The sequence below is a fragment of the Pseudomonas knackmussii B13 genome (assembly GCF_000689415.1).
Taxonomy (GTDB): Bacteria; Pseudomonadota; Gammaproteobacteria; order Pseudomonadales; family Pseudomonadaceae; genus Pseudomonas; species Pseudomonas knackmussii.
The window spans coordinates 121,644-145,714 of record NZ_HG322950.1; the positions used below are offsets into that span (position 1 = coordinate 121,644).

Annotated in this window: 20 protein-coding genes; 17 read left to right on the forward strand and 3 right to left on the reverse strand. The window is 67.2% G+C overall.

Annotated elements, in window-relative coordinates; all coding sequences use genetic code 11:
- Positions 1-190 precede the first annotated feature (190 nt).
- The 15 genes from PKB_RS00585 (at position 191) to PKB_RS00650 (ending at position 18,304) form a co-directional block, all read left to right on the forward strand.
- Positions 191-1,600 (forward strand): amino acid permease, encoded by a 1,410-nt coding sequence (locus PKB_RS00585; RefSeq protein ID WP_043248138.1) that lies wholly within the window; start codon positions 191-193, stop codon positions 1,598-1,600.
- Between the two features lie 328 nt (positions 1,601-1,928).
- Complete coding sequence (locus PKB_RS00590) at positions 1,929-2,717, forward strand: enoyl-CoA hydratase/isomerase family protein (RefSeq protein ID WP_043248140.1); 789 nt, start codon at positions 1,929-1,931, stop codon at positions 2,715-2,717.
- Between the two features lie 16 nt (positions 2,718-2,733).
- The gene (locus PKB_RS00595) at positions 2,734-3,894 is read left to right on the forward strand and encodes an acyl-CoA dehydrogenase family protein (RefSeq protein WP_043248142.1); all 1,161 of its coding nucleotides are present in this window, start codon (positions 2,734-2,736) and stop codon (positions 3,892-3,894) included.
- Between the two features lie 12 nt (positions 3,895-3,906).
- Positions 3,907-5,997, forward strand: a complete 2,091-nt coding sequence (locus PKB_RS00600) for an acetate--CoA ligase family protein (protein WP_043248144.1) — start codon at positions 3,907-3,909, stop codon at positions 5,995-5,997.
- Positions 5,998-6,112: 115 nt separating this feature from the next.
- The gene (locus tag PKB_RS00605) at positions 6,113-7,723 is read left to right on the forward strand and encodes a 5-guanidino-2-oxopentanoate decarboxylase (protein ID WP_043248146.1); all 1,611 of its coding nucleotides are present in this window, start codon (positions 6,113-6,115) and stop codon (positions 7,721-7,723) included.
- A 54-nt stretch (positions 7,724-7,777) separates the two neighbouring features.
- Positions 7,778-8,968, forward strand: a complete 1,191-nt coding sequence (locus PKB_RS00610; RefSeq protein WP_043248148.1) for a pyridoxal phosphate-dependent aminotransferase — start codon at positions 7,778-7,780, stop codon at positions 8,966-8,968.
- The gene (locus PKB_RS00615) at positions 8,961-10,379 is read left to right on the forward strand and encodes an aldehyde dehydrogenase family protein (protein WP_043248150.1); all 1,419 of its coding nucleotides are present in this window, start codon (positions 8,961-8,963) and stop codon (positions 10,377-10,379) included. Before PKB_RS00610 ends, PKB_RS00615 begins: the two co-directional genes overlap by 8 nt.
- 45 nt (positions 10,380-10,424) lie before the next feature.
- Complete coding sequence (locus PKB_RS00620; RefSeq protein WP_043248151.1) at positions 10,425-11,129, forward strand: NAD(P)H-dependent oxidoreductase; 705 nt, start codon at positions 10,425-10,427, stop codon at positions 11,127-11,129.
- A 374-nt stretch (positions 11,130-11,503) separates the two neighbouring features.
- Positions 11,504-12,439, forward strand: a complete 936-nt coding sequence (locus tag PKB_RS00625) for a LysR family transcriptional regulator (RefSeq protein WP_043248154.1) — start codon at positions 11,504-11,506, stop codon at positions 12,437-12,439.
- A 118-nt stretch (positions 12,440-12,557) separates the two neighbouring features.
- Complete coding sequence (locus PKB_RS28895; RefSeq protein ID WP_084166543.1) at positions 12,558-12,758, forward strand: hypothetical protein; 201 nt, start codon at positions 12,558-12,560, stop codon at positions 12,756-12,758.
- Between the two features lie 524 nt (positions 12,759-13,282).
- Positions 13,283-14,140 carry a MurR/RpiR family transcriptional regulator gene (locus PKB_RS00630; protein WP_043248155.1) on the forward strand — a complete coding sequence of 286 codons (858 nt, stop codon included), beginning with the start codon at positions 13,283-13,285 and terminating at the stop codon, positions 14,138-14,140.
- 2 nt (positions 14,141-14,142) lie between these two features.
- Positions 14,143-14,784 carry a cysteine hydrolase family protein gene (locus PKB_RS00635; RefSeq protein WP_043248156.1) on the forward strand — a complete coding sequence of 214 codons (642 nt, stop codon included), beginning with the start codon at positions 14,143-14,145 and terminating at the stop codon, positions 14,782-14,784.
- 14 nt (positions 14,785-14,798) lie between these two features.
- Positions 14,799-16,130 carry a glutamine synthetase family protein gene (locus PKB_RS00640; protein WP_043248157.1) on the forward strand — a complete coding sequence of 444 codons (1,332 nt, stop codon included), beginning with the start codon at positions 14,799-14,801 and terminating at the stop codon, positions 16,128-16,130.
- Complete coding sequence (locus PKB_RS00645; RefSeq protein WP_043248158.1) at positions 16,114-16,857, forward strand: N-formylglutamate amidohydrolase; 744 nt, start codon at positions 16,114-16,116, stop codon at positions 16,855-16,857. The genes PKB_RS00640 and PKB_RS00645 overlap by 17 nt, the downstream gene beginning before the upstream one ends.
- Positions 16,858-16,960: 103 nt before the next feature.
- Positions 16,961-18,304 carry an APC family permease gene (locus PKB_RS00650; protein ID WP_043248159.1) on the forward strand — a complete coding sequence of 448 codons (1,344 nt, stop codon included), beginning with the start codon at positions 16,961-16,963 and terminating at the stop codon, positions 18,302-18,304.
- A 188-nt stretch (positions 18,305-18,492) separates the two neighbouring features.
- Here the strand turns inward: PKB_RS00650 and PKB_RS00655 are convergent, their stop codons facing one another.
- Entirely contained in the window at positions 18,493-19,827 is a 1,335-nt protein-coding gene (locus PKB_RS00655; protein ID WP_043248160.1) for a sigma-54-dependent transcriptional regulator, read from the reverse strand.
- Positions 19,824-21,581, reverse strand: a complete 1,758-nt coding sequence (locus PKB_RS00660; protein WP_043248161.1) for a sensor histidine kinase — start codon at positions 21,579-21,581, stop codon at positions 19,824-19,826. The genes PKB_RS00655 and PKB_RS00660 overlap by 4 nt, the downstream gene beginning before the upstream one ends.
- A 104-nt stretch (positions 21,582-21,685) precedes the next feature.
- On the opposite strand from PKB_RS00660, the gene PKB_RS00665 reads away from it, so the two are divergent.
- Positions 21,686-22,564: an alpha/beta fold hydrolase gene (locus PKB_RS00665; RefSeq protein ID WP_043248162.1), complete on the forward strand. Its 879-nt coding sequence runs from the start codon at positions 21,686-21,688 to the stop codon at positions 22,562-22,564.
- Between the two features lies 1 nt (position 22,565).
- Here PKB_RS00665 and PKB_RS00670 read toward each other — a convergent pair whose 3' ends face one another.
- Positions 22,566-23,024: a DUF3301 domain-containing protein gene (locus PKB_RS00670; protein ID WP_043248163.1), complete on the reverse strand. Its 459-nt coding sequence runs from the start codon at positions 23,022-23,024 to the stop codon at positions 22,566-22,568.
- Positions 23,025-23,149: 125 nt separating this feature from the next.
- On the opposite strand from PKB_RS00670, the gene pdxY reads away from it, so the two are divergent.
- Complete coding sequence (gene pdxY, locus PKB_RS00675; protein ID WP_043248164.1) at positions 23,150-24,019, forward strand: pyridoxal kinase PdxY; 870 nt, start codon at positions 23,150-23,152, stop codon at positions 24,017-24,019.
- The last annotated feature ends 52 nt before the right edge of the window (positions 24,020-24,071 follow it).

Consider the following 24,071-nt stretch of genomic DNA (forward strand, 5'->3'; position numbering starts at 1 on the left):
GGCGCGGTTGCGACAAATTCCTTACAGCTTTTTACATCTTCGATCCCGCCGTACAACGCCGTCTTACATCGCCTTCCAATAATCGGGGGCATCCGTGCTCGAGCCACGGCCTCTGACAGATTGGAGATAACAATAATGATCCAACGTAGAGTTCCGCTTCGCCGCGCCTGCCGTTTCCCGGAGGTGCGCCATGTCTGATTCGAAAGATCGTATCCAGCTCACCCGCGCGCTGAAGAGCCGCCACATCTTCATGCTGTCCCTCGGTGGGGTGATCGGCACCGGCCTGTTCATGGGCGCCGGCGTCACCATCAACCAGGGCGGCCCGGCTGGCGCCGTGCTGGCTTATCTGGTCGCCGGCCTGCTGATGTACCTGGTGATGGTCTGCCTTGGCGAGCTGTCGGTGCAGATGCCGGTTTCCGGCTCCTTCCAGGCCCACGCCACGCGCTTCATCGGTCCGGCCACCGGCTTCATGATCGGCTGGGTGTACTGGATGAGCTGGGCCTCCACCGTCGGCCTGGAATTCACCGCCGCCGGCATGCTGATGACCCGCTGGTTCCCCGAGGTGCCGATCTGGATCTGGTCGGGCTTCTTCGTGGTCGTGCTGTTCTCCCTCAACGCCCTGGCCACCCGCGCCTTCGGCGAGGCCGAATACTGGTTCTCCGGGATCAAGGTGGCTGCCATCCTCGGCTTCATCGTGGTCGGCCTGCTGGTGATCTTCGGCGACATCCACCTGAAGAGCGGCGAGCCCGCACCGCTGATGCACAACCTGATCGGCGACAGCCTGTTCCCCAACGGCCTGTCTGCGGTGTTCGCGGTGATGATGACGGTGGTCTACGCCTTCCAGGGCTGCGAGATCATGGGTGTCGCCGCCGGCGAGACCGACCAGCCGGAGAAGAGCATCCCGCGCGCCGTGCGCAACGTGGTGTTCCGCGTGCTGATCTTCTACGTCCTGGCGATCCTGGTGCTGGCCGCCATCGTGCCCTGGCAGAAGGCCGGGCTGATGGAGAGCCCCTTCGTCCAGGTGTTCGACATGGTCGGCATTCCCTATGCCGCCGACCTGATGAACTTCGTGATCCTCACCGCCATCCTCTCGGTGGGTAACTCCGGCCTGTACGCCTCGACCCGGATCCTCTGGGCGATGTCGAAAACCGGTATGGCGCCCAAGGCGCTGTCCAAGCTCAGCGCCCGTGGCGTGCCGCTGTATGCGCTGCTGATCAGCCTGGCCTTCGCCCTGCTGTCGCTGCTGACCAGCGTGGTCGCCGCCGACACCCTGTTCATGGTGCTGATGGCGGTGAGCGGCATGGCCGGCACCGTGACCTGGATCGTCATTGCCTACGCCCAGTACCGCTTCCGCCGCGAGCACATGGCCAAGGGCGGCACCGTGGCCGACCTCAAATACGCGGCGCCGCTGTTCCCGCTGATCCCGCTGGCCTGCATCGCGATCTGCTGCGCGCTGTTCGTGTTCCTCGCCCTGGACCCGACCCAGCGCCCGTCGCTGTACTGGGGCTTCGGCTTCATGGCGGCCTGCTACCTGGCGTACTACGTGCTCCAGCGCAAGCGCCCGCAGGGGGTGAGCGAGGCGGTGCCGAGCATCGGCTAAGCCTGCCGCACAAAAGAAGCCCCGCACTGCGGGGCTTCTTTTTTTCGTAGGAGCGAGCTTGCTCGCGAACGGACTTGCCCGGCTGCTGCGGTGCAATGCGGTTCGCGAGCAAGCTCGCTCCTACAAGGGCTTCTGCCGATTGTTCGAAGTTGTAACAGGCCCCGCCGTCTTCCCCCTTCTTTCCCTGTAGCCCCCGCACCACGCGGCCTTCGCGCCATCGGTCGGGGCGTTACAAGCCACCCTTTCGGGTGCATTGCCGTCTTGCTGAACACTTGTTTAGTATTGTCGCCATCACCCGCCCTCATGCGACAACAACAACGAGGCCAGCATGACTGACGCATCCCTGCTCAGCCGGGTCCAGGACGGTATCGCCTGGATCACCCTGAACCGCCCGCAGCAGCGCAACGCGCTCGACGTCCCCACCCTCAAGGCCCTGCTCGCCCTGCTCGACGCCCATGAAGCCGACCCGGCCGTGCGCGTCCTGGTGCTGACCGGCAGCGGCCGTGGCTTCTGCGCCGGCGCCGACCTCGCCGAATGGGCCGAGGCCGAGGCCCGCGGCGAGCTGGAAAGCTACGGCTGGACCGAGACCGCCCACGCCCTGATGACCCGCCTGCACACCCTGGACAAGCCGACCATCGCCGCCATCAACGGCACCGCCGTCGGCGCCGGCATGGACCTCTCGCTGTGCTGCGACTTCCGCATCGCCGCCGCCTCCGCGCGTTTCAAGGCCGGCTACACCGGCATGGCCTACAGCCCCGACGCCGGCGCCAGCTGGCACCTGCCGCGGCTGATCGGCAGCGAAGCCGCCAAGCGCCTGCTGTTCCTCGACGAACTGTGGAACGCCGAACGCGCCCTGGCCGCCGGCCTGGTCGGTGAAGTCATCGCCGACGAGCAACTGCTCGACGCCGTGGGTGAATTCGCCGCGCGCCTGGCCGCCGGCCCGACCTTCGCCTTCGCCCAGACCAAACGCCTGATCCGCGACGGCGCCAACCGCTCGCTGGCCCAGCAGCTGGAAGCCGAACAGGCCGCCGGCCTGCTCTGCGGCCGCAGCGAGGATGCCGCCGAAGCCCTGCGCGCCGTGGCCGACAAACGTTCCCCCCAATTCAAAGGCCGCTGAGCGGCGAGGTGATTCCATGGACTTCAAACTGACCCAGGAACAGGAAATGCTCGTCGAGGCGGTCAAGGCCTTCGTCGAGAAGGAACTGCTGCCCCACGAGGAAGAAGTGGACCGCGCCGACGCCGTGTCCCCGGAGCTCGCCGCGCAGATTCGCGGCAAGGCCATCGCCGCCGGCTTCTACGCCTTCAACATGCCCGAGGAAGTCGGTGGCGGCGGCCTCGACTACCTGTCCCAGGCGCTGGTCGAGCGCGAGCTGTCCAAGGTCTCCTGGGCGCTGCACGTGTTCGTCGCGCGGCCCTCGAAGATCCTCATGGCGTGCAAGGGCGAGCAGATCCAGGACTACCTGCTGCCGGTGGTGCAAGGCGAGAAGATCGACTGCTTCGCCCTCACCGAGCCGGGCGCCGGTTCCGACGCCAACTCGATCAAGACCCGCGCCGTGCGTGACGGCGACGACTTCGTGCTGAACGGCGCCAAGCACTTCATCAGCCACGCCGGCCACGCCGACTTCGCCATCGTCTTCGCGGTGACCGACAGCTACGAGCGCAACGGCAAGAAGCGCAACGCCGTGACCGCCTTCCTGGTCGACAAGGGCACCCCGGGCATGACCGTGCGCCGTGGCCCGCGCTGCGTCAGCAACAAGGGCTACCACACCTACGAAATCTTCTTCGACGACTGCCGCGTGCCGGCCTCCAAGGTCCTCGGCGAAGTCGACAAGGGCTGGGAAGTGGCCAACGCCTGGCTCACCGCCGGCCGCGTGATGGTCGCCGCCAACTGCGTCGGCCAGGCCCAGCGCGCGCTGGACCTGGCGCTGCAGTGGTCGGCCGACCGCAAGCAGTTCGGCCAGGCCATCGGCAGCTACCAGGGCATCTCCTTCAAGCTCGCCGACATGGCCACGCAGATCCGCGCCGCCGAGCTGATGACCCTGCACACCGCCTGGAAGATGGACCAGGGCAGCATGACCGACGGCGAGGCCGGCATGGCCAAGCTGTTCGCCAGCGAAGTGCTGGGCAAGGTCGCCGACGAAACCGTGCAGATCTTCGGCGGCATGGGCCTGATGGACGAAGGCCCGGTGGAACGCATCTGGCGTAACGCGCGCATCGAGCGCATCTGGGAAGGCACCTCGGAAATCCAGCGCCACATCATTTCCCGCGAACTGCTGCGCCCGCTGCTGCGTTGATCGGTGATCGCCATGAGCCAACGTGAAAACCTCAAGCGCCTGCTGGCCCCGAAGCACCTGGCCTTCATCGGCGGCCGCAGCATGGCGCGCGCGCTCAAGCGCTGCGCCGAAGGCGGCTTTGCCGGCCAGATGTGGCTGGTCAACCCGCAATACGACGAACTCGAAGGCGTGCCCTGCGTGCGCAGCATTGCCGAACTGCCGGAAGGCCCGGACGCGGTGTTCGTCGCCACCAACCGCGACCTGACCCTGCAGGCCGTCGCCGAACTGGCCGCCAAGGGCGCCGGCGGCGCCATCTGCTACGCCTCCGGCTTCGCCGAGACCGGTGCCGAGGGCGAAGCCCTGCAGGCGCGCCTGCTCGAAGCGGCCGGCGACATGGCCCTGCTCGGCCCGAACTGCTACGGCCTGCTCGACTACCTGCACGGGTCGGCCCTGTGGCCGGTGGCCCACGGCGGGCACATCGTCGAGAAGGGCGTGGCGGTGCTGACCCAGAGCGGCAACTTTGCCTACAACCTGTCGATGAGCGACCGCTCGCTGCCGATCGCCTACATGGCCTCGGTGGGCAACCAGGCGCAGCTGGGCGTTTCCGAACTGATGGACGTACTGCTCGACGAGCCGCGCGTCACCGCCATCGGCCTGCACCTGGAAGGGCTGAAGAACGTCCCCGGATTCGCCCGCGCAGCCCACAAGGCGCTGCAGAAGGGCATCCCGATCATCGCCCTGAAGACCGGCGTGTCGCAGATCGGCGCGGAACTCGCGCTCAGCCACACCAGCTCGCTGGCCGGCTCCGACGCACTCTACGATGCGCTCTTCGATCGCCTCGGCGTGATCCGTGTAAGCGGCCCGGTGAGCTTCATCGAAACCCTCAAGGCCGCCGCCTGCGGCAACCTGCCGGCCGGCCCGAGCCTGGCCGCGCTGGCCTGCTCCGGCGGCGACGCCGGGCTGATTGCCGACTACGCCGAACGCAACGGCCTGAGCCTGCCCAAGCTGGTCGAAGCGCAGCGCACCGAGCTGGCCCAGGTGCTGCCGGACTACGCCAACATCGCCAACCCGCTGGACTTCACCACCGCCATCTGGGGCGACGGTCCGGCGCTGGACAGGATGCTCGACAGCGCTCTGCAAACCGAAGCCGACGCCGCGCTGCTGGTGCTCGATTACCCGGGCGAAGAGACCGGCGAACGTCCGCAATGCGACCTGCTGCTGGAGCTGTACTGCGCGGCGCTGAAGCGCCACGACAAGGTCGGCTTCATCGCCTCGGCGCTGCCCGAACTGCTGCCAGCGCATGCCCGCGAACTGCTGCACGGCCACGGCGTCGCCGCACTGCAAGGCGTGGAAGACGGCCTCGCCGCCTGGGGCCGCATCGCCCACTACCGTCAGCGCCGCGAGGTGCTGCTGGCGCGTGGTGAAGCGGCGCTCGTGCCGTTGTGCCCGCAAGCGCTGGAAGGCCAGGGCCGCCTGCTCGACGAGTGGCAATCCAAGCAACTGCTGAAGCCCTTCGGCCTGCCGCTGCCGGCCGCCGTGCTGAGCACTCCTGGCCAGGCCCGCGAGGCTGCCGCCGACCTCGGCTATCCGCTGGTGCTCAAGGCGGTCAGCGCCGACCTGCCGCACAAGACCGAAGCCGGTGGCGTGGCGCTCAACCTGCGCAACGAGGCGGCCCTGGAAGCAGCGTTGTTCGACATGCGCGAGAACCTGGCGAAGCACGCGCCCAATGTGGCCTTCGACCAGGTCCTGCTGGAGCGCATGGCGAGCCCGCCGCTGGCCGAGCTGATCGTCGGCATCAAGCGCGAGGTTGGCTTCGGCCTGGCCCTGGTGCTGGGCGCCGGCGGCATTCTCGTCGAGCTGCTCAAGGACAGCCGCAGCCTGCTGCTGCCGACCACCGACGCGGCCATCCGCGACGCCCTGCACAGCCTGCGCAGCGCGCCGCTGCTCACCGGCTTCCGCGGTCGTCCGGCGGTGGACATGGACAAGCTGGTCGATGCCATCCGCGCGGTGGCCGACTTCGCCTGCGAGCACGCCGACAGCCTGGTGGAACTGGACGTCAACCCGCTGCTGGTGAACGCCGAAGGCGCGGTCGCGGTAGACGCCCTGGTTCGTACTGCCGAATGAAACATCCCCTGTAGGAGCGAGGGGGGCGCCTAGCCCTTGCTCGCGAACCCGACCCCGCTACGGGGCTGTTTGCGAGCAAGCTCGCTCCTGCGAAATAACGATTCGAGGAGTGAACATGCAGAACAACAACACCCTCACCGGCGGCCAGGCCCTGGTCCGCCTGCTCGCCAACTACGGCGTCGACACCGTATTCGGCATCCCCGGCGTACACACCCTGGAGCTCTATCGCGGCCTGCCCGGCAGTGGCATCCGCCATGTGCTGACCCGCCACGAGCAGGGTGCCGGCTTCATGGCCGACGGCTACGCGCGCGTGAGCGGCAAGCCCGGCGTGGCCTTCATCATCACCGGTCCGGGCGTGACCAATGCCGCTACCGCCATCGGCCAGGCCTATGCCGACTCCATCCCGATGCTGGTGATTTCCAGCGTCAACCACACCGCCAGCCTGGGCAAAGGCTGGGGCTGCCTGCACGAGACCCAGGACCAGCGCGCCATGACCGCGCCCATCACAGCGTTCTCGGCCGTTGCCTTGAGCGCAGAGGATTTGCCCGAGCTGATCGCCCGCGCCTACGCGGTGTTCGACAGCGAGCGCCCGCGCCCGGTGCACATCTCGGTACCGCTCGATGTACTCGCCGCACCCATCGCCCGCGACTGGACCAACGAAGTCGTGCGCCGCGCCGGCCGTGGTCTGCCGAGCGCCGATGCGCTGCGTCAGGCTGTGGATAAGCTCGCTGCCGCCAAGCGCCCGATGATCATCGCCGGCGGCGGTGCACTGCATGCCGCCGACGCCCTGGCTGCGCTCAGCGAGCGTCTGGCCGCGCCGCTGTTCACCAGCGTCGCCGGCAAGGGCCTGCTGGCGCCGGAAGCACCGCTCGCCGCTGGTGCCACGCTCTGCGTGCAGGCTGGTTGGGACATGATCGCCGAGGCCGACGTGGTCCTCGCCATCGGCACCGAGATGGCCGACACCGATTACTGGTGCGAGCGTCTGCCGCTGACCGGCGAGGTGATCCGCGTCGATGTCGACTCGCGCAAGTTCAATGACTTCTACCCGAGTGCCGTGGCGCTGCTGGGCGATTCGAAAGCCACCGCCGAAGCGCTGCTCGCTGCGCTGCCGGCTGCTGCCCGTGATGCTTCCGGCGCCCGTGACCGCGTCGCCCAGCTGCGCAAGCAAATCGACGGCAGCCACGCGCCGCTGCAGCTTATCCACAAGGCGATCCTCGAACGCATCGCCAAGGTGCTGCCGGACAACGCCTTCATCGCCAGCGACATGACCCAGCTCGCCTACAGCGGCAACTACCTCTACCCGAGCAAGGCCCCGCGCGGCTGGCTGCACCCCACCGGCTACGGCACCCTCGGCTACGGCGTGCCCGCCGGCATCGGCGCCAAGTTCGGCGCGCCGGAGCGTCCGGGCCTGATCCTGGTGGGCGATGGCGGCTTCCTCTACACCGCGCAGGAACTGGCTACCGCCACCGAGGAACTGGATAGCCCGCTGGTCGTGCTGCTGTGGAACAACGATGCGCTCGGGCAGATCCGCGACGACATGATCAGCCTCGACATCGAGCCCATCGGCGTCCTGCCGCGCAACCCGGACTTCGCCCTGTTGGCTCGCGCCTACGGCTGCGAAGTGCGTCAGCCGCAGAGCCTGGACGAGCTGGAGCGCGAGCTGTGCGAAGGCTTCGCCCACCCGGGCGTGACCCTCATCGAACTGAAACACGCCTGCGCGAAGTAGGCCCCGTTGCACCCGCCGGGGCCCAGGCCCCGGCGCATTGAAGGACTCCCCCTCATGCGCTTCTCGAACTTCACCCAACGCATCGCCGGCGACGGCGCTGCCGCCTGGGACATCCACTACCGCGCCCTGGCGCGCATGGAGCAGGGCGACGACATCCTCCTGCTGTCGGTCGGCGACCCCGACTTCGACACCCCGGCGCCCATCGTGCAGTCGGCCATCGACAGCCTGCTCAGCGGCAACACCCACTACTCCGACGTGCGCGGCAAGCGCGGCCTGCGCGAAGCCATCGCCCGCCGCCACACGCAGCGCAGTGGCCAGGCCGTGGACGCGAACAACGTCGTGGTGCTGGCCGGCGCACAGTGCGCGCTTTATGCCGTTGCGCAATGCGTACTGAATCCGGGCGACGAGGTGATAGTCGCCGAGCCCATGTACGTCACCTATGAAGCGGTGTTCGGTGCCTGCGGCGCCAAGGTCGTGCCGGTGTCGGTGCGCTCCGAGCACGGCTTCCGCGTGCAGGCCGAGGACGTGGCGAAACTCATCACCCCGCGCACCCGCGCCATCGCCATGAACAGCCCGCACAACCCCTCAGGCGCCAGCCTGCCGCGCGCCACCTGGGAGGCCTTGGCCGCGCTGTGCGTCGAACATGACCTGTGGATGATTTCCGACGAGGTCTACAGCGAGCTGATCTTCGACGGCGAGCACGTCAGCCCGGCCAGCCTGCCAGGCATGGCCGAGCGCACCGCGACCCTCAACAGCCTGTCCAAGTCCCACGCCATGACCGGTTGGCGGCTGGGCTGGGTGGTCGGTTCCGAAGCGCTCTGCGGGCACCTGGAAAACCTCGCCCTGTGCATGCTCTACGGCTTGCCGGACTTCATCCAGGATGCCGCCTGCACCGCCCTGGAAGCGCAGCTGCCGGAACTGGAAGCCATGCGCGAGGCCTACCGCCAGCGCCGCGATCTGGTCCTCGACTGCCTGCAGGACTGCGTCGGCCTGCGCGCCCTGCGTCCGGACGGCGGCATGTTCGTGATGGTCGACATCCGCCCCACCGGCCTCTCGGCGCAAGCGTTCGCCGACTTGCTGCTGGATCGCTTCGGCGTCTCGGTGCTGGCCGGCGAAGCCTTCGGCCCCAGCGCTGCCGGACACATCCGCCTGGGCCTGGTGCTCGGCGCCGCGCCGCTGCGCGAAGCCTGCCGCCGTATCGCCCTGTGCGCCGCCGAACTCTTGCAGGAGAAACGCTATGCATGACCGCCTGAAGCTCTACATCGACGGGGCCTGGGTGGCGCCCCAAGGGCAGGGCCTGGCCGAGGTGCAGAACCCGGCCACCGAGGAAGTCATCGGCCGCGTACCGCTGGGCGCCGAAGCCGACGTGAACCGCGCGGTGGACGCCGCGCGCCGCGCATTCCCGGCCTGGTCGACTACGCCGTCCCACGTGCGCGCCGGCTACATCCGCGCCCTGGCCGAACAGCTGAAAGCACGCGCCGACGAGATGGCCGCGCTGATCACCGCCGAACTGGGCATGCCGGTGCAGTGGTGCCGCATGGTGCAGGTCGACGGTCCGATCGAGGGCCTGGAAAGTTACGCGCCTCTGGCTGCTCACATGGACGAAGTGCGCGAGGTCGGCAACTCGCTGATCGTGAAGGAAGCGGTCGGCGTCTGCGCCTTCATCAACCCCTGGAACTACCCGCTGCATCAACTGATCGGCAAGCTCGCCCCGGCCCTGGCCGCCGGCTGCACCGTGGTGGTGAAGCCGAGCCAGGACACTCCGCTGCACGCCTTCCTGCTGGCCGAGATGATCGACGCCATCGGCCTGCCGGCCGGGGTGTTCAACCTGGTCAGCGGCCCCGGCTCGAAGGTCGGCGAGGCGCTGTCGCGGCATCCCGATGTGGACATGGTGTCCTTCACCGGGTCGACCACTGCAGGCATTCGCGTGTCCGAGGCTGCGGCGCCGACGGTCAAGCGCGTGTGCCTGGAGCTGGGCGGCAAGTCGCCGTTCCTGATCACCGCTGATGCCGATCTCGCAGCCGCCGTGCGCCATGGTGTGCAGGACGTGATGATCAACTCCGGGCAGACCTGCACTGCGCTGACCCGCATGCTGCTGCCGGCCAGCCGTTACGCCGAAGCACTGGAAATCGCCCGTGCCGAAGCCGAGGCGTTGAAGCTCGGCGACCCGCTGGATGCGGACAGCTTCCTCGGCCCGATGTGCTCGGCCGGCCAGCGCCGCACCGTGCTGGACTACATCCGCATCGGCCAGGAAGAGGGTGCGCGCCTGATCTGCGGTGGCGCTGATCGCCCCTTCGGCCTGGAGCGCGGCCACTACGTGCAGCCGACGGTGTTCGCCGACGTGAACAACCAGATGCGCATCGCCCGCGAGGAAATCTTCGGCCCGGTGCTCTGCCTGATTCCCTACGCCGACGAAGCCGAAGCCCTGCAGATCGCCAACGACTCGCCGTTCGGCCTGTCCAGCGCGGTCTGGGCCGGCGACCGCGAAGACGGCCTGCGCCTCGCCCGGCAGATGCGCGCCGGCCAATGCTTCGTCAACGGTGGTGCCTTCAACTACCGCGCGCCCTTTGGCGGCTACAAGCAGTCCGGTAACGGCCGCGAATGGGGCGAGCAGGGCTTGCACGAGTTCGTCGAGCTCAAGGCCATCCAGCTCTGAAGTACGGGGAGGGCAGGGCCCTCCCCTCAGCATCCAAGGATTCCCATGAACGTACTCATCGTCCACGCCCACAACGAACCCCAGTCCTTCAGCACCGCGCTGTACCAACTGGCCGAGGAAACCCTGCGCGGCCAGGGCCACGAGGTGAAGACCTCGGACCTCTACGCGATGAACTGGAACCCGGTGGCCAGCGCCGCCGACTTCGGCAACCGCACCAACCCGGACTACCTGGTGTACGCCCTGGAACAGCGCGAAGGCGCCAAGGCCAAGACCATCGCTGCCGATATCCAGGGCGAGCTGGACAAGCTGCTCTGGGCGGACCTGGTGATCTTCAACTTCCCGATCTACTGGTTCTCCGCGCCGGCCATCCTCAAGGGCTGGTTCGACCGCGTGCTGGTCTCGGGCATCTGCTACGGCGGCAAGCGCTTCTACGACCAGGGCGGCCTGGCCGGCAAGAAAGCGCTGGTGACCGTGACCCTCGGCGGGCGCGACCACATGTTCGGCGAAGACGCGATCCACGGCCCGCTGGAAGACATGCTGCGGCCGATCCTGCGCGGCACCCTGGCCTACACCGGCATGAGCGTGCTGCCGCCCTTCGTGGCCTGGCACGTGCCCTACATCAGCACCGAGGCGCGCCAGGACTTCCTGCGCCAGTACCAGGAGCGCCTGCAGCGCCTGGAGCAGGACCAGCCGCTGGAATTCGTGCGCCTGGATCAGTTCGACGAGCGCCTGTACCCGCTGCCGCGTTGAGCTGAGGCGGCGGATAACCGCTTCGCGGTTATTCGCCCTACGTTTCCGCCTGGATTCCCCCTGTAGGAGCGGCCCATGGCCGCGATTCGCGCGCATGGCGCGCTCCTACAGGGGTATTTCAGTGTCCGTGAACGGATAAGCGCGCCCACGAAAAAGGGCGCACATCATCGAGACATGCGCCCTGGAGGAAAGGGTCAGTCGCTGCAGCCAGGTATGCGCGGGGGGAGAGTTGGCAAGCGGCGGGTGTGCCGGGTGCCAGACGATGGGAGTTGTACAGCCCACCGTTGCTGCAGCGACTTGGTTGCCACTATACGTGGCAACGGTTGTAGGAAAATGTCCCTATACTGCGATTCAGTTTTGCGGATGGGGCAACAGTGGACACTCTACATGCGATGCGGGTCTTCACCCGCGTGGTCGATTCCGGCAGCTTCACCGCCGCTGCGAATGCCCTGGGGCTTTCCACGGCCCAGGTGTCGCGGGTGGTTTCGGATCTCGAAGGCCACCTGCAGGCGCGCCTGCTGCACCGCACCACCCGGCGCCTGGCGCTGACCGAGACCGGCGGGCGCTACCTGCAGCGCTGCCGCGAGATCCTCCTCGACGTGGATGAAGCCGAGGCCGAAGCCAACGGCGCGCACCTGCGTCCGCGGGGCCGTCTGCGCGTGCATTCGCTCACCGGCCTGGGCCAGCAGCACCTGATTCCGCTGATCTCGCGCTACGGCGAGCAGCATCCGGAGGTCTACATCGAGCTGACCCTGGCCCAGCGCCAGCCGGACATCCTCGAGGACGGCCAGGACGTGGTCATCACCCGCGACCGCGAGCTGCCCGACTCCGAATATGTCGCCCAGACACTCGGCACCATCTACAGCGTGCTTTGCGCCAGCCCTGGCTATCTCGCCCGGCATGGTACGCCGCGCGCTGTCGAAGACCTTCGCGAGCACCGCTGCCTGCGCTTGCAGGACCCGACCTTTCCGGAAGGCTGGGCTTTCGACGAGAACAACGAGGGTAGCGTGATCCGCCCGCGCGACACCTTCATGGTCAACGTCGCCGAAGCCCTCGCCGGCGCTGCCCGCGCCAATATGGGCATCTGCCTGCTGCCCAGCTACGTGGCTGCTCCGGCGTTGCGCCAGGGCGAACTGGTGCGGGTACTGCCCGAACATCGCCTGCACGTGCGGCAGATCTTCGCGCTCTATCCGTCGCGGCGATTCCTCGACGCGAAGATTCGGACCTGGGTCGAGTTCCTCAAGGAGGAATTGCCCAGCGCTTTCGATGCCGACGAGCGCGTGCTTAACGACGCGAAACACTGGGCTTGAACGATTGTTGCTCAATAGGCAATGGTCTATTGGTTAGCTTGCTATTTTTCTGGCTGTCACGGAGTCGTAACCTTTGTCTCGCCCCCAACGAGCGGGGCCAATCAAAGGTTCGAAAATCATGTCCCGTAAACTTGTTGTTGCTGCCCTGCTGTCCGTTTGTTCGCTGTCCTTCGTGCAACTGAGCTTTGCCGAAGAGTCCCGACTGATGACCGACAAGATGGTCAAAGCCAACGAGGCCGCCATCGCCGCTTCCAAGCAAGCAGGCGACGCCGAGCGGACCGCCGGCCAGGCCGCCGCCAAGTCCCACACCGATTCCTGATCGGCGTACTTTCCCCCGGGAAGGCCGGTGCGTGAGCCGGAATTCCCAATGCCTTGCGCCCCGTACGAAACGCGGCGCTTTTTTATTCGGCAGTCGGCGAATGACTTTTACACAAAATGAAAAGGTCTTTCGCCAGAACCGGCATTGATGCGAAATAGATAGGTCAATAAACTTGCCCATATTCGCCGGCCTGTTCCCTCTTCTTGCGTGACGGCCCGCCGCAATTCTCGCCACCCGGCGAGCGCCCGCAAGCATCACAGGGCACGACTTCCTGACGCCGATTTCAGATTGCTCCAATCGACGTCTCCTCAAGGCCGCTGACTTCAGCGGCCTTTTTTTTGGTCGTGCGGCGGCCGATCTGCCATTCATCGCCCACTCCAGAAGCAGAGATTCCCTGTAGATAACCATTCCAGAGCCCTCGGAGGCTGTTGGCCCGGAAATGTAGTGAAGTAAACATAAAAATAGATATTGCCGTTATCTGAAATTTTCACTACAAAACATCCACAACATCCAAGGAAGCTGCCATGCCCAGCCTCAAAGATCGCCTCGCTTCGCCGGAAGTCGTCCTGACCCCGGCCGAACGCAAGGTCCTGCGTGCTCTCCTCGACGATTACCCGCGCCTGGGCCTCGGCCCGATGGCGCGCCTGGCCCGGCAGGCCGGAGTCAGCGATCCGACCATCCTGCGGCTGGTGAAGAAGCTCGGCTTCGGCGGCTACGCCGATTTCCAGGAAACCCTGCTCAGCGACGTCGACGATCGCCTGCGCTCGCCGAGCACCTTGCTTGCCGAACGCCGCGAGCGCATGGAGGACGCCGACGCCTGGTCAGGCTACCTGGCTAACACACGCGACAACCTGCAGCACACCCTTGGCCTGACCCAGGCTGATGACATCCGCTTGCTGTGCGACTGGCTGCTCGACCCGCGCTTTCGCGTGTTCTGCCACGGCGGCCGCTTCAGTCGCTTCCTCGCCGGCTACCTGGTCACCCACCTGCGGCTGCTGCGCGGTGGGTGCCTGTGGCTGGACGACGGCATGGCGCTGCCCGACCTGCTGCACGACATGGATCGCCAGTCGCTGCTGGTGCTGTTCGACTACCGGCGTTACCAGGCCCAGGCCCTGCTCGTTGCGCAGACCGCCAAGGCGCGTGGCGCTCGCGTGGTGCTGTTCACCGATATCTACGCCTCGCCACTGCGCGAACTGGCCGACCTGATCGTCAGCGCGCCGGTGGAGTCGAGCTCGCCGTTCGACTCCCTGGTCCCCGCCATGGCACAGGTCGAAGCGCTGGTCGCCAGCCTGGTGGCGCGCAGCGACAACCAACTGGATGAACGCCTGGAGGTCATCGACCAGTTGCGTTCCGCCTTCAACACCCATCTGCTCGAGGAGTGATCATGTTCAGCCTGCCCCACGCGTCTCCGCGCGATTTGCCCTATCGCCGGGGCGAGACCGCGATCCTGTTCGTCGACATGCAGAACGCCTGGGTCGTGCCCGGCCGCGATGCACACGTCGATCCTGACAAGGCGCGTTACTTCTACGATCGCGTGCAACGCCAGGTGATTCCCAACCAGCAACGCCTGCTGGCGGCCATGCGCGAGGCAGGGCAGGACGTGCTGCACACCATCATCGAGAGCCTCACCGCCGACGGTCGCGACCGCTCCCTCGATCACAAGCTGTCGGACATGCACCTGCCCAAGGGGCATCCGGATGCCCAGGTGATAGACGCGCTGGCGCCGACGGAGAACGAGATCGTGCTGCCCAAGACCTCCTCCGGTGTCTTCAACTCCACCGCCATCGACTATGTGCTGCGCAACCTGGGGGTGCGCCACCTGATCGTCTGCGGCGTGGTCACCGACCAGTGCGTGGACATGGCCGTGCGCGACGCCGCCGACCGCGGCTACCTCGTAACCCTGGTCGAGGACGCCTGCGCCACCCATACCGCCGAGCGCCACCAGGCCTGCCTGGAGGCCATCAAGGGTTACTGCTGGATCGCCGACACCGACACCGTGCTGGCGCGTATCGCCAGCCTCGACTGACCGCGGAGCATGCCATGAGTCATTCCACCGGGCCGCTGCCCCTGAGCAGCTTCGTAACCACCGACCTCGCCGGTATCACCCGCGGTCGATCATTGCCTACCTCGGCAGTCGCCGATCAACTGGCCAGTGGCTGCGGCTGGGTGCCGGCGAACAGCGCGCTGACCCCCCAGGACATCATTGCCGAAGACAATCCCTGGGGCAGTCATGGCGACTTGCGCCTGCTGCCCGATCCGCTCAGCCATCTGCGCGTGGAGCAGGGACCCGACCCGCTGGCGCCGGCGCTGGACTACTACCATGGCGATCTGGTGGAAACCGATGGCACGCCATGGCCGGTGTGCCCGCGCACCCTGCTGCGCGAGGAAATTGCCCGCTACCGCGAACTTGGCCTTCAGGTCACGGCTGCCTTCGAACATGAATTCACCCTGCTGGGCCTGCCGCAGGCAACCGGGGGCGCCTTCTCGCTGCAGGCCCAGCGTGCCGCGGGTAACTTTCCCGGCTGGGTGCTGAGCGCGCTGGAACAGGCTGGGGCCGATCCCGAGATGTTCCTCCCGGAGTACGGTCGCTTGCAGTACGAGGTGACTTGCCGGCCGACCCAGGGTGTGGTCGCCGCTGATCGTGCGGTGAATGTCCGCGAGGTGACCCGCGAGATCGCCCGGCAGATGGGCCTGGGAACCTGTTTCTCGCCGCTGCGTGCGCCGGGTGAGGTGACCAACGGCGTGCATCTGCACCTGAGCCTGCAGAGCCTCGACGGCACGCCTCGCTTCTACGACGCCGAGCAGCCGCACAACCTTTCGGAACTGGCCCGCCACTGGGCCGCCGGGGTGCTGCGTCACCTGCCGGCGCTGTGCGCGCTGACCGCACCGACAGCCGTCTCCTATCTGCGCCTGAAACCGCATCACTGGAGCGCCGCCTACGCCTGCCTGGGCCTGCGCAACCGCGAGGCGGCGCTGCGCATCTGTCCGGTGGTCAGCCTCGGCGGCAAGCCGCTGGCGCGGCAGTTCAACCTGGAATTCCGGCCGATGGACGCCACCGCCTCCCCACACCTGGCCATGGCCGCCGTGCTTATCGCCGGCCGCCTGGGGGTACAGGAGCGTTTGCCTCTGCACGCGGTGGCCGATGTCGATCCGGATTCGCTCGACGCCAGCGAGCGCGAGGCGCTGGGCATCCGGGCATTGCCCGGGACCCTGGAGCAGGCCCTGCAACTGCTGCAGGACGATCATGCCCTGTGTGCGCAGCTGCCGCCTGCCCTGCTGCAGACCTACTTCGCGATGAAACGCCAGGAGCTGGCGCTGACCCGTGACCTCACCGACGACCAGGTGTGCGATCGCTATGCCAGCCTCTACTGAACGCGGAATCTACCGCGACCCGCCCTTGCGCCTGATCAACCCCCAGGGGCGCAGTCCGGTGCTGCTGGTCTGCGAGCATGCCAGCCGGTACATCCCGGCGGAGCTTGAACAGCTTGGGCTGGATGAGGCGGCGTCCCGCGAGCATATCGCCTGGGACATAGGCGCCCTGGCGCTGGCCGAGACACTGGCCGAGCGCCTTGACGCGCCGCTGTTGGCTGCCGGCTACTCGCGCCTGCTGATCGACCTGAACCGTCCGCTGACGGCGCCCGACAGCATCCCCGAACACAGCGAGATCTATCCGATTCCGGGCAACCGGGGATTGTCCGAGGCCAACCGGATCGAGCGCCAGCGACAACTGTTCGAGCCTTTCCACCGGACCCTGGGCGAGCTCATCGACCAGCGCCTGGCGGACGGTCTGCCGCTGCGTCTGGTCGGCGTGCACAGCTTCACGCCGTGTTACCGCGGCGTGCAGCGACCCTGGGAGGCCGGCGTGCTGTTCGGCCGTGCCGAGCGCTACGCGCGGCGGATCATCGAAGGGCTGCGCCGGGATGGCGGCGAGATCGGCGCCAACCAACCCTACGACATTGATCCGGCCGAGGACATGACGGTGCCGGTGCATGGTGACGAGCGCGGCATCGACGCCGTGCTGATCGAAATTCGCAACGATGGACTGCGCGATCCTTCCGGGGTCGCGGCCTGGGCCGAGCGTCTTTACCCCTGGCTCTGAGGGAGGGCCGGCGTGCCGGCCCGCATAGAACAACAAGAAACGCGCTGTCGTGCTCGCGGCGCCCCCGACAACGATAAAGCTGCCGTATCGAGAGGACCCCTCCATGGCCATCGAACAGTTTGGCTACCAACAACAGCTCCGCCGCAGTCTTTCCCTCAGCGACCTGGTCATCTACGGGATGATCTTCATGATTCCCATCGCGCCATTCGGCGTGTACGGCTGGGTTCACGCCGATTCCCAGGGCATGGTGCCCATGGCCTACCTGGTGGGGATGCTGGCGATGCTCTTCACCGCCCTCAGCTATGGCGCCATGGCCCGCGCCTTCCCCATCGCCGGATCGGTCTACTCCTATGCCCAACGTGGCATACACCCGCATGTCGGCTTCATCGCGGGCTGGGTGTTGCTGCTCGACTACCTGATGATTCCACCCTTGCTCTACGTGTTCAGCGCGCTGGCGCTCAACCACCTGTATCCGCAGGTACCCAAGCTCGCCTGGATGCTCGGCTTCCTGGTCTCGGCGACACTGGTGAACCTGCGCGGCATCACTTTCGCCGCACGCTTCAACCTGCTGTTCCTGATCGCCGAGATGATCGTGCTGGGCATCTTCCTGGTGGTCGGCTACCACGCCCTGGAAGGCGGCATGGGCAATGGTCGACTGACCTTGGCGCCGCTCTACCAGCCGGAGCACTTCGATCTCGGCCTGGTGATGCGTGCGGTGTCCATCGCGGTCCTGTCTTTCCTTGGCTTCGACGCCATTTCCACCCTGGCCGAGGAGGTCAAGGGCGACCCGGCGCGACAGATCGGCCGCGCCTCGCTGATCGCCCTGTTCGTCATGGGCGGCATCTTCGTCCTGCAGACCTGGTTGGCTACCGATCTGGCTGCCGGCATGACCTTCCAGTCGGCCGACACTGCCTTCTACGAGATCGCCGAGGCGGCTGGTGGCAAGTGGCTCTCCAGCCTGACTGCCGTGGCTACCGCGTTGGCTTGGGGCGTGACTGTGTCCATCACCTCGCAGGCCGCGGTCTCGCGCCTGCTCTACTCCATGGCCCGCGATGGACGCCTGCCGCGCCCCCTGGCCAAGGTCCACGAGCGCTACAAGACCCCGCATGTCAGCCTGTACCTGGTAGCCGTTCTCTCCCTGGGCATCGGCATCGCGTTCCTGGATGCGCCGGACGTGCTCACGTCGCTGGTCAATTTCGGTGCGCTTACCGGCTTTTGCCTGCTGCATCTGGCAGTGATCAATCACTACTTCATCCGCCAGAAAAGCGGGAAGGTGGTGCGCCACCTGCTGTGCCCGCTGATCGGACTGGTGATCATCGGCTACGTGCTACTGAGCATGAGCCCCGATGCCCAGTACCTCGGCCTGGCCTGGATTGCCGTTGGCCTGGTCTACCTGGCGGTGCTGCACAAGCGCGGCAAGGCCGGGGAGCTGGCGGCAGGGCTGTGATCCGACTCTAGTTGAGCCTGATGGCGGCCCTGCCACCTCGGTGCGGGGTCGTTTGCGAGCGGGCCCGCTCCTACGTGGCTTCTGGGTCCCCGCGTTCGCGGGGATGACGCCGAAAAGCACGAAATTCAAGGCCGTCTCTCCCGCGAACGCGGGAGCCCAAAAGACAGTTGCTCCTACGGCAGCAGCTGTCAGTCCTCGCCGAGGAATTCTGCGCGGCTCAGCCCGTGGCGCTGCATCTTCTCGTTGAGGGTGCGGCGCGGCAGGCCGAGCAGTTCCATCACCGCCTTGATGTCACCCTTGCACTGGCTCAGCGCCTGGCGGATGCACTCGGCTTCGTAGGCTTCCATGCGTTCGAGCAGGCCGTTGCCGGCCGGCGCCGTCAGCTCGGCTTCGCGGTCCAGCCCGAGGACGTGGCGTTCCGCCGCGTTCACCAGTTCGCGCACGTTGCCCGGCCAGTCGTGGGCCAGCAGACGCGCCAGTTCGGCGGTGGAGAGTGGCGGCGCTTCACGGCCGAGCTTTTCGCCGGCCAGGTGAGTGAAGTGCTCGAACAGCAGGGGGATGTCCTCGCGTCTTTCGCGCAGCGGCGGCAGGCGCAGTTCGGCGACGTTCAGGCGATACACCAGGTCTTCGCGGAAGCGCCCGGCGCGGGCCTCTTCCAGCAGGTCGGGCTTGGTCGCGGCAATCACTCGCAGGTCGACGCGGATGCTCTGGTTCGAGCCCAGGCGTTCCAGCTGATGTTCCTGCAGCACGCGCAGCAGCTTGACCTGCTGGGCCAGCGGCATGCTCTCGATCTCATCGAGGAACAGGCTGCCGCCGTTGGCGTGTTCCAGCTTGCCGATGCGCTTGCCCTGGGCGCCGGTGAAGGCGCCGCTCTCGTGACCGAACAGCTCGCTCTCGAACAACTGCTCGGGAATGGCTGCGCAGTTCAGCGCGACGAAGGGCTTGTCGGCGCGCGGACCGAAGTCGTGCAGGCAGCGCGCGACCAGTTCCTTGCCGCTGCCGGTTTCGCCGCGGATCAGCACGTTGACCGGCGTGCCGGCCAGCGCCAGCACTTGCCGGCGCAGGTTTTCCATCGGCCGCGACACGCCGAGCAGGCGCGATTCCACGCGGTCCTTGAGCGCCGCCTGCTCGCGCAGCTGGCGGTTCTCCAGCACCAGGCGGCGCTTCTCCAGCGCGCGGCGCAGGCTGTCGAGCAGGCGTTCGGGAGTGAAGGGTTTCTCGATGAAGTCGTAGGCGCCGTTGCGCATGGCCTGCACCGCCATGGGCACGTCGCCGTGGCCGGTGACCATGATCACCGGCAGGTCGCGGTCCAGCTGCTGCAGGCGTGCGAGCAGGGCCAGGCCGTCCATGCCGGGCATGCGCACGTCGCTTACCACTACGCCGGGGAAGCCGCGCTCGAGCGTCTTCAGGCACTCCTCGGCGTTCTTGCACAGGCGCACTTCGAAGCCGGAAAGCTGCAGCCATTGCTGCACCGCCTCGCGGATGGCGGCTTCGTCATCGACGAATATCACGTGTTCGGTCATGGCTCTTCGCTTGCGGCAGGCAGCACGAGGCGGAACAGCGCACCGCCTTCGGGCCGGTTGGCGGCCTCCAGGCGGCCGCCGAGTTCATGGACGATGCCGTAGGATACCGCCAGTCCCAACCCCAGTCCTTCGCCCACCGGCTTGGTGGTGAAGAAGGGATCGAAGACGCTGGCCAGGTGTTCGGCGGCGATGCCCGGGCCGTTGTCGGCGATGTCCAGGCACCAGTCGCCATCCTCGCGGCGCAGGTGGATGGCTATGTGCGGGTGCTCGATGCCGGCCAGCGCATCCAGGGCGTTGCGCAGCAGATTCACCAGCACCTGTTCGAGGCGGATGGCGTCGCCAAGCACCCAGGCCGGTACGCTGAGTGTCTGGCTGACTTCTACCTGATCGGCACGAATGCGCACGGCGAGCAGTTGCAGCGCCTGGTCGAGCACGTGGCCGAGTTCGATGCGTTCGCGCAACCCGCCGGGCGTCTTGCGGGCGAAGGTCTTCAGGTGGCCGGTCAGTGCGGCCATGCGCTCCAGCAGTTCGTCCACGCGGGCCAGCGCGGTGCGTGCTTCGTCCGCACGGCCGGCGTCGAGCAGCAGGCGCACGCTGGCCAGGTGCATGCGTTGGGCGGTCAGCGGCTGGTTGATCTCGTGGGCGAGGGCGGCCGACATCTGCCCCAGCGCTGCCAGCTTGGCTGCCTGGACGAGCCCGTCCTGCGCGGTACGCAAGGCTGCGGTGCGTTGCTCGACCAGCTGCTCCAGCTCTTCGCGACTGCGCTGGCGCAGGCGTTCGATGCGCCGCCGCTGCTGCAGCCAGAGGAACAGGAAGACCAGCGCCAGCCAGGTGCCGGCGGCAGCGAGGCGGGCGCTCATGACGTTGCTCTGGATGTCTTTCGCATCGCGCAGCAGGTGCAGCGTCCAGCCATCCTCGGCGAGGGTGATCGACTGCCAGAGGAAGTCCGTCTCGCCCTGTTCGGTGCTCACCCGCACCAGTTGGCTGCCGTCGCCCAGCGGCTCGAGGGTGCGGTGGCGCAGCGGGCTCAGCGGCTGGCGGTCGTACTGGCGAGTCTCCGCCAGCTCCAGGCGGGCGAAGGTGTCCAGCGGCTGTAGCTCTCGGTAGCGCCAGCCGTCGTGATTGGCGAGGAAGACGATGCCTTTGGCGTCGCTTACCAGCACCCGGTCAGGCGTCTGGCTCCATTGCCGTTCGAGGTCGGGGAATTCCAGCTTTACCACCATGGCGCCGAGGAAGCGCCCGGCCCCATCGCGCACCGCGTTGGACAGGAAGTAGCCGGGGATGCCGCTGGTCACGCCGACCGCGTAGAAGCGCCCGGTGCCCTGGGCGAGGGTCTGGCGGAAGTAGGGGCGGAAGGCATAGTTGTGGCCGACGTAGCTGGTCGGCAGGTCCCAGTTGCTCGCCGCCACCGCCAGGCCGTCGCGGTCGAGCAGTTCCAGAGTCGAGGTGCGCGCGGCCGCGTTGACCTGTTGCAGCTTGAGGTTGAGCGCCTGTTGCCGCTCGCTGTCGACCGGGCCGGCCAACGCCTGGCGGATATCCGGGTCCAGCGCGAGCACCGCCGGCAGGCTGCGGTAGCGTTCGAGCAGGGTGCGCAGGGAGCTGGCGTAGAGGCCCAGCTGTTCATGCGCCGCTTCCGCCTCGACGAGCAGGGCACGCTGGCGTGCGTGATGCCCGGCCCAGTACACCGACAGCGCGAGGCCGGCGAGCACCAGCAGGCTCGCGAAAATCAGGCGCAGGGGGCGGGAAGCGGACATGGCGGCGCGCGGGTGACGGACGGAGCGCGACCATAGCACGTCCGGCCCCTGGCCCGGCGCCATCGCCACTGGCTACACTGCGCGCCCCTGAGGAGAAACCTTCGATGCAGCTGATCGCCTGGTCCCATTCCTGTTCCGCCGGCTTCACCCTGCGCGGCTGGCACAGCGAGCCCAGCGGCAAGCCGTTGCTGCACTTCCTGCATGGCAACGGTTTCTGCACCCGCGCCTACGAGCCGATGCTCAAGCGCCTGGCGCAGGACTTCGACCTCTGGCTGTGCGATGTCCAGGGCCACGGGGACAGTGACCACGGCGGACGCTTCCACGGTTGGAACCGCAACGCCGAAATGGCGGTGGAAGCCTTCGAGGCCGGTCGCGGCATCTTCGGCGACGTGCCGCGCTACGCCTGCGGGCACAGCTTCGGCGGCGTGCTCAGCAGCCTGATCCTCGGCCGCCATCGGGACCTGTTCACTCGCGCCGTGCTGCTCGATCCGGTGCTCTTCACACCGGCGATGATCGGCGTGATGGCGCTCTCCGAGGTGCTTGGCCTTCACGAGCGGCGCACCATGGTGCAGAAAGCGAAGAACCGGCGCAGCCAGTGGCCGGATCGCGCCGCCGCCTACGCCGGGCTGCATGGCCGCGGCATCTTCAAGGGCTGGGCCGACGAGGCGCTGCAGGCTTACGTCGAGTACGCGATCAAGGTGGGAGAGGGCGGTGCCGAACTGAAGTGCCGGCCGAGCCGCGAGGCGGAAATCTTCAGCTCATTCCCCAAGCGCCTGTGGCCTTCGCTGGCCAAGGTGGTGACGCCGACCCAGGTGATCTTCGGCGAGAAGACCTATCCGTTCGTGCCCAAGGCGGTGGCGCGCTGGTGCGCGCTGAACAGCCACGTGAGCGGCCAGAGCGTCGCCGGCGGGCACTGCTTCATGCAGGAACATCCCGAGGACAGCGCCGAGCGGGTCGCGCGCTTCCTGCTCGGTCACGAATGAGTCAGTCGCCGACTTTCTTGCTGGTGTGATTGCGCCGCCACTCGTCGAGGTGCACGACCTCGGCCTTGTGCTGCGGCGCCGGTAGCGCGGCGGGCGGCGGGACTTCGCGGATCATGTCGATGGCCTGGGCGGCTTCCTGCGCCTGCGGCTCGTAACGGAAGGCTTCCAGTTCGACCGGGCCGGGACGCTGGCCGAACATGGTGATGCTGCCGTTGTAGCGGTCCTGGCCAGTGGCGGTGAACTCGAAGGCGTACTCGCGTGCCAGGCAAAGCACGCCTCGGCTGTTGCGGCGCACGCGCAAGGTGCGCAGTGCCACGACTTCGTCGAGCAGCTCCACGCCTTCGCGCGCGCAATGCTGGCGGGCGAGCTGCAGCGCGCGTTCGCGAATGCCATGCACGCGCCACCACCAAGCCCCGGCGGTGGCGAGCAGGAGGAATGCGAAAAGGTTACCCAAGGTCACTTCAAGGCTCCGCTCGGGAATCGGCGCACCAGCTTACCCAGTCTGCACTCCAGCGGCGAGAGCCGTTTGTTCCCAAGGACGTGAATTGCGCCCCATACTGACGCATCCCGTTTCAGGACCTCGTCATGCAGCCGCGTACGCCCCACGTTCTCGCCATCCAGTCTCACGTCGTCTTCGGTCATGCCGGCAACAGCGCGGCCGTCTTCCCCATGCGCCGTATCGGGGTCAACGTCTGGCCGCTGAACACAGTGCAGTTCTCCAACCATACTCAGTATGGCCACTGGACCGGCCAGGTGCTGCCGCCGGAGCAGATTCCTTCGCTGGTCGAGGGCATCGCCCAGATCGGCGAGCTGGGCAATTGCGACGCGGTGCTTTCCGGCTATCTCGGCAGCGCCGATCAAGGCCGGGCGATCCTCCAGGCGCTGGCGCAAATCCGCGAAGCCAACCCGCGCGCCATCTATCTGTGCGACCCGGTCATGGGGCATCCGGAGAAGGGTTGCATCGTGGCGCCCGAGGTCGGTGAATTCCTCCTCCAGGAAGCCGCCGCGGTGGCTGACTACCTGTGCCCCAACCAGTTGGAGCTGGACAGCTTCTGCGGCCGCAGCCCGCAATCCCTGGCCGACTGCGAGGCCATGGCCCGCAGCCTGCTGGAGCGCGGCCCGAAGGCAGTGCTGGTGAAGCACCTGAACTACCCGGGCAAGCCCAGCGACGCTTTCGAGATGCTGCTGGTCAGCGCCGAAGGAAGCTGGCACCTGCGCCGCCCGCTGCTGGCCTTCCCGCGCCAGCCGGTGGGCGTCGGCGACCTGACCTCCGGCCTCTTCCTCGCCCGCCTGCTGCACGGCGACGAGCCCTGCATGGCGCTGGAGTTCACCGCCGCCGCGGTGCATGAAGTACTGCTGGAAACCCAGGCCTGCGGCAGCTACGAACTGGAGCTGGTGCGTGCCCAGGACCGCATCGCCCACCCTCGCGTGCGCTTCGAGGCCCGCTCGCTTTAAGCGCCTCTCGTAGGAGCGGACCTTGTCCGCGAACCTGCTCCCGTACTACGTT

Coding starts and splice junctions, on each gene's coding strand:
- PKB_RS00585 (WP_043248138.1), top strand. CDS start 191: ATGTCTGATTCGAAAGATCGTATCCAGCTCACCCGCGCGCTGAAGAGC.
- PKB_RS00590 (WP_043248140.1), top strand. CDS start 1,929: ATGACTGACGCATCCCTGCTCAGCCGGGTCCAGGACGGTATCGCCTGG.
- PKB_RS00595 (WP_043248142.1), top strand. CDS start 2,734: ATGGACTTCAAACTGACCCAGGAACAGGAAATGCTCGTCGAGGCGGTC.
- PKB_RS00600 (WP_043248144.1), top strand. CDS start 3,907: ATGAGCCAACGTGAAAACCTCAAGCGCCTGCTGGCCCCGAAGCACCTG.
- PKB_RS00605 (WP_043248146.1), top strand. CDS start 6,113: ATGCAGAACAACAACACCCTCACCGGCGGCCAGGCCCTGGTCCGCCTG.
- PKB_RS00610 (WP_043248148.1), top strand. CDS start 7,778: ATGCGCTTCTCGAACTTCACCCAACGCATCGCCGGCGACGGCGCTGCC.
- PKB_RS00615 (WP_043248150.1), top strand. CDS start 8,961: ATGCATGACCGCCTGAAGCTCTACATCGACGGGGCCTGGGTGGCGCCC.
- PKB_RS00620 (WP_043248151.1), top strand. CDS start 10,425: ATGAACGTACTCATCGTCCACGCCCACAACGAACCCCAGTCCTTCAGC.
- PKB_RS28895 (WP_084166543.1), top strand. CDS start 12,558: ATGTCCCGTAAACTTGTTGTTGCTGCCCTGCTGTCCGTTTGTTCGCTG.
- PKB_RS00630 (WP_043248155.1), top strand. CDS start 13,283: ATGCCCAGCCTCAAAGATCGCCTCGCTTCGCCGGAAGTCGTCCTGACC.
- PKB_RS00635 (WP_043248156.1), top strand. CDS start 14,143: ATGTTCAGCCTGCCCCACGCGTCTCCGCGCGATTTGCCCTATCGCCGG.
- PKB_RS00640 (WP_043248157.1), top strand. CDS start 14,799: ATGAGTCATTCCACCGGGCCGCTGCCCCTGAGCAGCTTCGTAACCACC.
- PKB_RS00645 (WP_043248158.1), top strand. CDS start 16,114: ATGCCAGCCTCTACTGAACGCGGAATCTACCGCGACCCGCCCTTGCGC.
- PKB_RS00650 (WP_043248159.1), top strand. CDS start 16,961: ATGGCCATCGAACAGTTTGGCTACCAACAACAGCTCCGCCGCAGTCTT.
- PKB_RS00655 (WP_043248160.1), bottom strand. CDS start 19,827: ATGACCGAACACGTGATATTCGTCGATGACGAAGCCGCCATCCGCGAG.
- PKB_RS00660 (WP_043248161.1), bottom strand. CDS start 21,581: ATGTCCGCTTCCCGCCCCCTGCGCCTGATTTTCGCGAGCCTGCTGGTG.
- PKB_RS00665 (WP_043248162.1), top strand. CDS start 21,686: ATGCAGCTGATCGCCTGGTCCCATTCCTGTTCCGCCGGCTTCACCCTG.
- pdxY (WP_043248164.1), top strand. CDS start 23,150: ATGCAGCCGCGTACGCCCCACGTTCTCGCCATCCAGTCTCACGTCGTC.